Raw genomic sequence first — 6730 nt, 5'->3', positions numbered from 1 at the left:
GTCGGAGGCGTCGTCGGAGGCGTCGTCGGAGGCGTCGTCGGAGGCGTCGTCGGAGGCGTCGTCGGAGGCGTCGTCGGCGGCGTCGTCGGAGGCGTCGTCGGAGGCGTCGTCGGAGGCGTCGTCGGAGGCGTCGTCGGAGGCGTGGTCGGCGGCGTCGTGGGAGGCGTCGTCGGCGGCGCCGTCGTCGGCGCGGTGGTGGGCGGCGCCGTGGTCGGCGGGGCACAGGTGGACGAGACGAAGGTGTCGTCGTCGAGGGTCACGGCGCCGTTGCGGGCGAGGGCGCGGCCGTCGACGGTGACCGCGTTGGTCACGGTGATCGAGGTGAGCGCGAGGATCGAGCCCGCGAAGTCGGAGCCGGTGCCGAGGGTCGCCGAGCTGCCCACCTGCCAGAAGATGTTGCAGGCCTGAGCGCCGTTGATCAGCTCGATCCTGCTCCCGGAGCCCGTGATGAGGGTCGAGGCGGCCTTGAAGACGAAGACGGCCCCGTTCGCGCCCTCGGCGTCGAGGGTCACGGTGCCCGTGACTCCGATCGGGCCGGAAGCGGTGTAGACACCGGGGGTGAAGGTGCGGCCGACCAGGTCGCCGGCGACCGACTCCGTGGTCGCCTGCGAGGAGAGCTGGTCGTAGGCCTTGACCAGGTCGGACTGGGCGCCGATCGCGTCCGCGTCCGCGGCATGCGTCTCGCCGAGGACCTCGCCCGGCGGGAAGCCGGTGATCGCGGTGCCGGGGCTCACGCCCAGGTCGAGCGGCAGGAGCGTGTCGCCGGTGTTGGTGACGGTCGAGCCGCCGAGGACGGAGAAGTTCCCCGCCCTTCCGAGGGTGGGGGCCGTGGCCGCCTGGGCGGCGTTGGCGGAGAGGAGCCCGGCGGACAGGAGCAGGATCCCGGTCGACGCCGCGATCCCCACCTTCCATCGGGCCCGGTCTCGTCGGACGTGGGAAGGAGTTCCGTGCGGCATCGTTGCGCAGCGTTCCGCCCACGACAGCGTGGGCTCGTGACACCCGAGGTGAGTGGAGTCGAACCGTAGCCCCCGTCCTGAGCAGGAGTACAGGGCGCGATCGCCGACTCGGCGCGGATCTCCCGGGGATCCGGGCGCAGATCGACGGCTTGCCACCCTAAGGGGGGAGTTCGGGTCGCTGCACCGCTGTCCCCGGCAGCGGGACGGCAGCGGGACGCCGGCGGGCCGCGAGGACGCAGCCGCGGACGCTTGCTCCGCCCCCGGGCGAGTGGGAGCGTGAGCCGCAGCCGCCGACGCGAAGGAGCGCACCGTGGGAACCCTCGACATCGATCTGTTCAGCACGCTCGACGGAATCGCCCAGGCACCGGGCGGTCCGGAGGAGGATCCGAGCGGCGGCTTCGCCTTCGGCGGCTGGCAGGCGCCGCTGGTCGACGAGGTGGTCGGCGAGCAGGTCCTGAGCGGGATGGACGGCGTGGACGCCCTGCTGCTCGGCCGCCGCACCTACGACCTCTTCGCGGGCTACTGGCCGCAGCAGCAGGGGCCGATCGCGGAGCTGCTGAACCGGATCCCGAAGTACGTCGCCTCCCGCGGGACGCCGCCGCTCCCCTGGGCCGGCTCGATGCAGCTCGGCGCCGACCTGCCGGCCGCCGTCCGCGAGGTGCGCGAGCGCCACTCCTCCGTGCACGTGATCGGCAGCCTCGACCTGGTGCAGACGCTGCTCGCCGAGCAGCTCTTCGACCGCCTGACGCTGTGGCTGCACCCGATCCTGCTCGGCGCGGGCAAGCCGGTGTTCGGCGGCGGGGCGGTGCCGACGAGCCTGCGCCTCGACGGGCCGGCCGCCACCTCGCCGCGCGGAGTCGTGCGGCTGCAGTACACGCGGGTCGACGGGACGCCGGCCGTCGGGACGATGGGGCCCGACCCGCTGCCGACCGGCCGGTCGCGCGACGCTCCGGCATACTGACGGCGTGCAGGACGAGGACGACGAGCGCCAGGACCTCGAGCGCGCGCTCTACGCCCGCCCCACCGGGGACGACCGCGACGAGGCGCTGCGGGTCGAGGCGCTGCGAGTCGAGGCGCTGCGCATCGAGGCAGAGCGGATCGAGGCCCAGCGCATCGAGGCAGAGCGCATCGAGGCAGAGCGCATCGAGGCCCAGGGAGTCGCCCAGCGCGCGGAGGCGCGGCCCGCCCCGCGAGCCGCCGGCGCCGTGCGGACGTCCGGCGGATCCACGCCCGCCGCGCCCCCGGCCCGGTCGCGCCTCGCCCTCCTCGGCGCCGGGCTGCTCGTCGCCGGTCTCGTCGTCGGCGCAGCCACCGCCTCCGCCCTCGGTGCGGCGGCACCCGGGCAGGTCGCCGCCACCGGATCGACCACGCCCACGCCGCGCGGGATCGACCGGTTCGCCGCGATCGTCGAGGGCTGGGCGCTCACCACCGACATCCCCCCGGGCCTCTCACTGATCTCCGGCGGCGCCGAGGTCTACAGCCCGACCTTCGAGACCGCCCAGGACGACCGGCTGCTGCTCACTGCGCCCGACGACACTCGGATCTGCCTCGCCCTCCAGCGTCCGGACGGCTCGCTCTCCGCCGGCTGCACAGGTCTGGACGCCTTCTTCGCCGGCGACGCACTCGACGTCGTCGGCACGGCGACCGGCGACGGGACCCCGGTCTACACGCGCGTCACCCTGCGCCCCGACGGCTCCGTCGAGGGCGGCTTCCAGCTCGTCGCGACACCGGGGCCCGAGGCGTGAGCAGCGCCGCTTCCGCGCCGACGACCTCCCTCATCACCGACCAGACGTATTATTGTTGGTGAACACCAAGTTTTCTGAGTGAGGAGCGCATCGTGCGGACTCAGCGTCCACTCGCCGTCGTGACGCCCACCGTCGACGGCGATGTCCTCGCTGTCCTGGCCCGCGCCGACGACTGGTTCACCGTCGGCGATCTGCGCACCCGCATCGGCGGCCGCTCGCTCGAAGGAATCCGGCGCACGCTCACCCGCCTCGTCGAGGAGGGCATCGTGACGAGCCGGAGCGCCGGCCGGGCGACGATCTACCGCCTCAACCGCTCCCATCTGGCCGCCGGCGCGATCATGGAGCTCGCGCGCCTCGATGAGACGCTGCACGAGCGCCTCGTCTCGACTCTCGAGGGCTGGGCGGACCAGCCGGGCTACGCGGCGATGTTCGGCTCCGCCGCCCGCGGCGAGATGCGGGCGGGAAGCGATCTCGACCTCTTTCTCCAGCAGCCCGAGGCGCCGACGGACGCCTGGCACGAGCAGGTGTCCGCCCTCGTGCGCGACGCGAAGGCGTGGACAGGGAACGACCCCCGCGTCCTCGAGATGTCGGAGGGAGAACTGCGCGACGCGGCCGCGGACGAGCCGGTGCTCCGGTCCATCGTCGACGAGGGCATCCCCCTGATCGGCTCTCCCCTCGCCTTCCGCCGGCTCGTGGGCGCGCGATGACGGCCGATCGCGCTCACCGGGAGCTGCTCCTCCGCGCCCGGCGGTCCTGACGGCGCGAGCACCGAGCGCTGAACGCGCCTGTCAAGCCTGCGGAGGCGCTCAGAGAAACCGAGGGCGCGGGCGCCAGGATGCGGGGACACCGCCCGCTCCGCCGAGCGCCGACCCGAGAGGCCCCGCCGTGCCCGCCAGCACCCAGAACGCCACCGCCACCACCGATTCCGGCACCGCGCCCCAGGAGTACGACGTCGCCGTGATCGGCGCGGGCCCGGCCGGCACCGCCGCCGCCCTGCGCGCCGCCGAGCTCGGCGCGAGCGTCGTCGTGCTCGAGGCCGGCCGCGTCGGCGGCACCTGCGTCAACACCGGCTGCGTGCCCACCCGCGTGCTCGCGAAGACCGCGCGCATCGTCCGCGAGGCACGCACCGCCGGCGACTACGGCGTCGACGTCGGCACGCCGGTCGTCGACTGGGCGGCGACCGTCCGCCACGTGCACGAGCGGGTCGACAAGGTCCGCTCGATCAAGCGCGAGGCGCAGCGCTTCGAGGAGGCGGGGGTCGAGCTGATCCACGAGGGCCGCGCGCGCTTCGTCGACGAGAGCACCCTCGTCCTGGACAGCGGCCGGCGGATCCGCGCCCGCTCGATCCTGATCTGCGTCGGCGGCCACTCCCGCCGACTGCCGATCCCGGGCGCCGAGCTGGCCACCGTGCCCGAGGACGTGCTGGCGCTGCCGACCCTCCCCCGCCGCGTCGCGGTCATCGGCGGCGGCAACACCGGCGCCCAGCTCGTCACGGTGTTCAACGCCTTCGGCTCGGAGGTGACGCTGCTCGACCTCGCGCCGCGCATCCTGACCACCTCGGACGCGAGCATCTCGGAGCACGTCGCCGGTGCCTTCGAGCGCCAGGGCGTGCGCGTGCACCTGGGCATCGAGACCGTCGAGCGGCTCGACCGCGCGGAGGACGGCTCGATCGACATCACCTGGCGCGAGAACGGCGCCTCCCGCACCGAGGGCATGGACGCCGTGATCATGGCGACCGGCTGGCCCGCCGACGTCGAGGACCTGGGCCTGGAGAACGCGGGCATCGAGGTCGTCCGCTCGGCGATCCCGGCCGACCAGTACTTCCGCACCGTCGTGCCGCACGTCTTCGCGGTCGGCGACGCCAACGGCCGCGACATGCTCGTGCAGGCGGCGCAGTTCGAGGCGGAGGCGGCGGCCGAGAACGCGGTGCTCGGCGCGAACCGGCGCACCCCGCAGTTCCTGCTGCCGGCCGGCGGCTTCACCGACCCGGACTACGCGGGCGTGGGCTTCACGCAGGAGCAGGCGCGCGAGCGCGACCCGCAGTGCATCGTCGCCTCGGTGCCGTTCTCGAGCGTCGACCGTGCCGTGATCGACGACCGCGAGGGCGGATTCCTGACGCTGATCGCCGACCGCCGCCGCGAGCTGCTGCTCGGGGCGCACGCCGTCGGCGAGAACGCGATCGAGGTCGTGCAGTCGGTGACGACCGCGATGGCGGCCGGAGTCGACGTCGCGACCCTCGCCAACGTCCGCTTCGCCTACCCGACCTACAGCGCGGTGATCGGGATGGCGGCGCGCGCGCTGCTGGCCGAGCCGGCGCGGCCCGCCGAGCTGGACTGAGCGGCCCTACCCGATCCCGCGGCGCGGCGCCAGCCCTCACCGGATGCGGCGCCCGCTCCGAATCATGAAGGCAGGGCGACTCCGCCTTGCGCTCCCGAGAGGAACCACCGTGCCGATCCCCGCTGTCGACTACGCCCACATCCGCCTGACCGTCCGCGACATCGCGGTGTCGCGCGCCTTCTACGACTCCGTCTTCGGCTTCGACGTCGCCTTCGAGGCGCCGCCCGCCGACGCGCCCGCGGAGCAGAAGGAGCAGCTCGCGTTCCTCTTCGGCGGCGTGATCTACCAGTTCCCGGGCGGGCTGCTGGGCCTGCGCCCGGTCGCCTACGCGGGCGACCGCTTCGACGAGGACCGCATCGGCCTCGACCACCTCAGCTTCGCCGTCTCCGACCTCGACGCCCTGAAGGCCGCCGCCGCCGCACTCGACGAGCTCGGCATCGCGCACGAGCCGATCAAGGACGCCGGCGGCCAGAGCATCCTCGAGTTCCGCGACCCCGACAACATCGCGCTGGAGATCAGCTCGCCGAGCTGAGCGCTCGCATGCTGGTCGAGCAGCCCCGCAGGGGCGTATCGAGACCCGGCGTCTCCAGGACGGCGGATCTCGATACGCCCGCTCCGCGGGCTACTCGATCAGCATGAAGGGTGCGCCTGCTCCGTCGGCTGCTCGATCAGCAGGCGGCGGGCATGCCTCTCACGGGCGGCGCCACAGGTACGGGGTCGTCGTCGAGACCTTCACGAGGCCCGAGCGCTCGAGGATCGGGCGCGAGTACTCCGTCGAGTCGCTGTGCACGAGGGTGCGGCCCGCCGCGAGCGCGGCGGTGGCGCGCGCGGCCGTCAGCGCGCGGTAGATCCCGCGTCCGCGGTACTCCTCGAGGACGGCGCCGCCCCAGACGCCGACGACGTCGGAGTCCGCGACCGGCTCGAGCCGACCGCCGCCGACCATGCGGCCGTCGACCTCGGCGACCCACAGCTCCATGCCGTCGCCGCGGGCCAGCCGTGCGACCAGCGCGTCGGCGATGTCCGTGTCGACGTCCTCGCCGAAGGCGGCGTCGATCATCGCGCTGAAGGCGCGGACGTCCGGCTCGTCGACGACGCGGCGCAGGGACGCGCCGTCGGGCACCGGGGCGTCGCGGGTCAGCGCCTCGAGCGGGCCGATCATGATCGACTCGATCTCCTCGGCGACGAAGCCGTGGCGCAGCAGCGCCTCGTGCAGACCGGGCGCCCGGTCGTGGCCGCGGGTCTTCCACTCGACCTTCCGGATCTCCGCGTCGGCGTCGAAGTGCGCGCGGGCCGCGGCGACGAGGGCGTCGATCGCTGCCTCGTCCGCCCCGCCGAGGTCGCGGTAGGTGACGAAGCCGCGCCCGCCGGCGAAGGTGACCAGCCGGAGCGGCCCGGCGAGAGTCACCGCCACGGCGCTCGGCGTCTCGGCGTCGGTGCGGAGCTGCTCGTCGTAGACGCGCAGGTACTGCGCGCGGAGATCGTCGGTGGTACTCGTCATCCCACCACGCTACGGCCGTCGACGTTCGGTTCGAGCAGGGGTCCGACGTCCCTCCCGGCGCTCATCGCTCGGAGCGACCCTGTGCATCGCGCCATCGGCCCCTCCGACTTCATCGAATCAGGCCCTGTGAGGGTAATCTCGACTCATCACGATCGGCCCGCTCGCCTCACGGCTCGGGCCGATTTTCCTTTCCC

At 73.8% G+C, this 6730-nt stretch carries 7 protein-coding genes; 5 read left to right on the top strand and 2 right to left on the bottom strand.

The window, feature by feature from the left end; translation table 11 throughout:
* On the bottom strand, positions 1-905 hold a 905-nt coding region (locus HRK28_RS16240), incomplete at its 3' end, for an ice-binding family protein (protein WP_367948452.1).
* Between the two features lie 361 nt (positions 906-1266).
* On the opposite strand from HRK28_RS16240, the gene HRK28_RS16235 reads away from it, so the two are divergent.
* The 5 genes from HRK28_RS16235 to HRK28_RS16215 all read left to right on the top strand — a co-directional run bounded on the left by HRK28_RS16235 (position 1267) and on the right by HRK28_RS16215 (position 5570).
* The gene (locus HRK28_RS16235; RefSeq protein ID WP_173252353.1) at positions 1267-1917 is read left to right on the top strand and encodes a dihydrofolate reductase family protein; all 651 of its coding nucleotides are present in this window, start codon (positions 1267-1269) and stop codon (positions 1915-1917) included.
* Positions 1918-1921: 4 nt separating this feature from the next.
* Positions 1922-2701: a hypothetical protein gene (locus HRK28_RS19815; RefSeq protein ID WP_217274812.1), complete on the top strand. Its 780-nt coding sequence runs from the start codon at positions 1922-1924 to the stop codon at positions 2699-2701.
* 119 nt (positions 2702-2820) lie between these two features.
* Positions 2821-3408 carry a nucleotidyltransferase domain-containing protein gene (locus HRK28_RS20900; protein ID WP_208543726.1) on the top strand — a complete coding sequence of 196 codons (588 nt, stop codon included), beginning with the start codon at positions 2821-2823 and terminating at the stop codon, positions 3406-3408.
* A 178-nt stretch (positions 3409-3586) separates the two neighbouring features.
* Positions 3587-5038, top strand: a complete 1452-nt coding sequence (locus tag HRK28_RS16220; protein ID WP_173252352.1) for an NAD(P)/FAD-dependent oxidoreductase — start codon at positions 3587-3589, stop codon at positions 5036-5038.
* Between the two features lie 109 nt (positions 5039-5147).
* Complete coding sequence (locus tag HRK28_RS16215) at positions 5148-5570, top strand: VOC family protein (RefSeq protein ID WP_367948451.1); 423 nt, start codon at positions 5148-5150, stop codon at positions 5568-5570.
* Between the two features lie 159 nt (positions 5571-5729).
* Here HRK28_RS16215 and HRK28_RS16210 read toward each other — a convergent pair whose 3' ends face one another.
* A complete protein-coding gene (locus tag HRK28_RS16210) occupies positions 5730-6536 on the bottom strand; it encodes a GNAT family N-acetyltransferase (RefSeq protein WP_173252350.1) in 807 nt (268 codons plus the stop codon).
* Positions 6537-6730: the final 194 nt, after the last annotated feature.

This window comes from Rathayibacter sp. VKM Ac-2835, assembly GCF_013266705.1.
Classification (GTDB): Bacteria; Actinomycetota; Actinomycetes; order Actinomycetales; family Microbacteriaceae; genus Rathayibacter.
This window is presented reverse-complemented; position numbering and strand designations above follow the sequence as displayed.

Coding starts and splice junctions, on each gene's coding strand:
- HRK28_RS16210 (WP_173252350.1), bottom strand. CDS start 6,536: ATGACGAGTACCACCGACGATCTCCGCGCGCAGTACCTGCGCGTCTAC.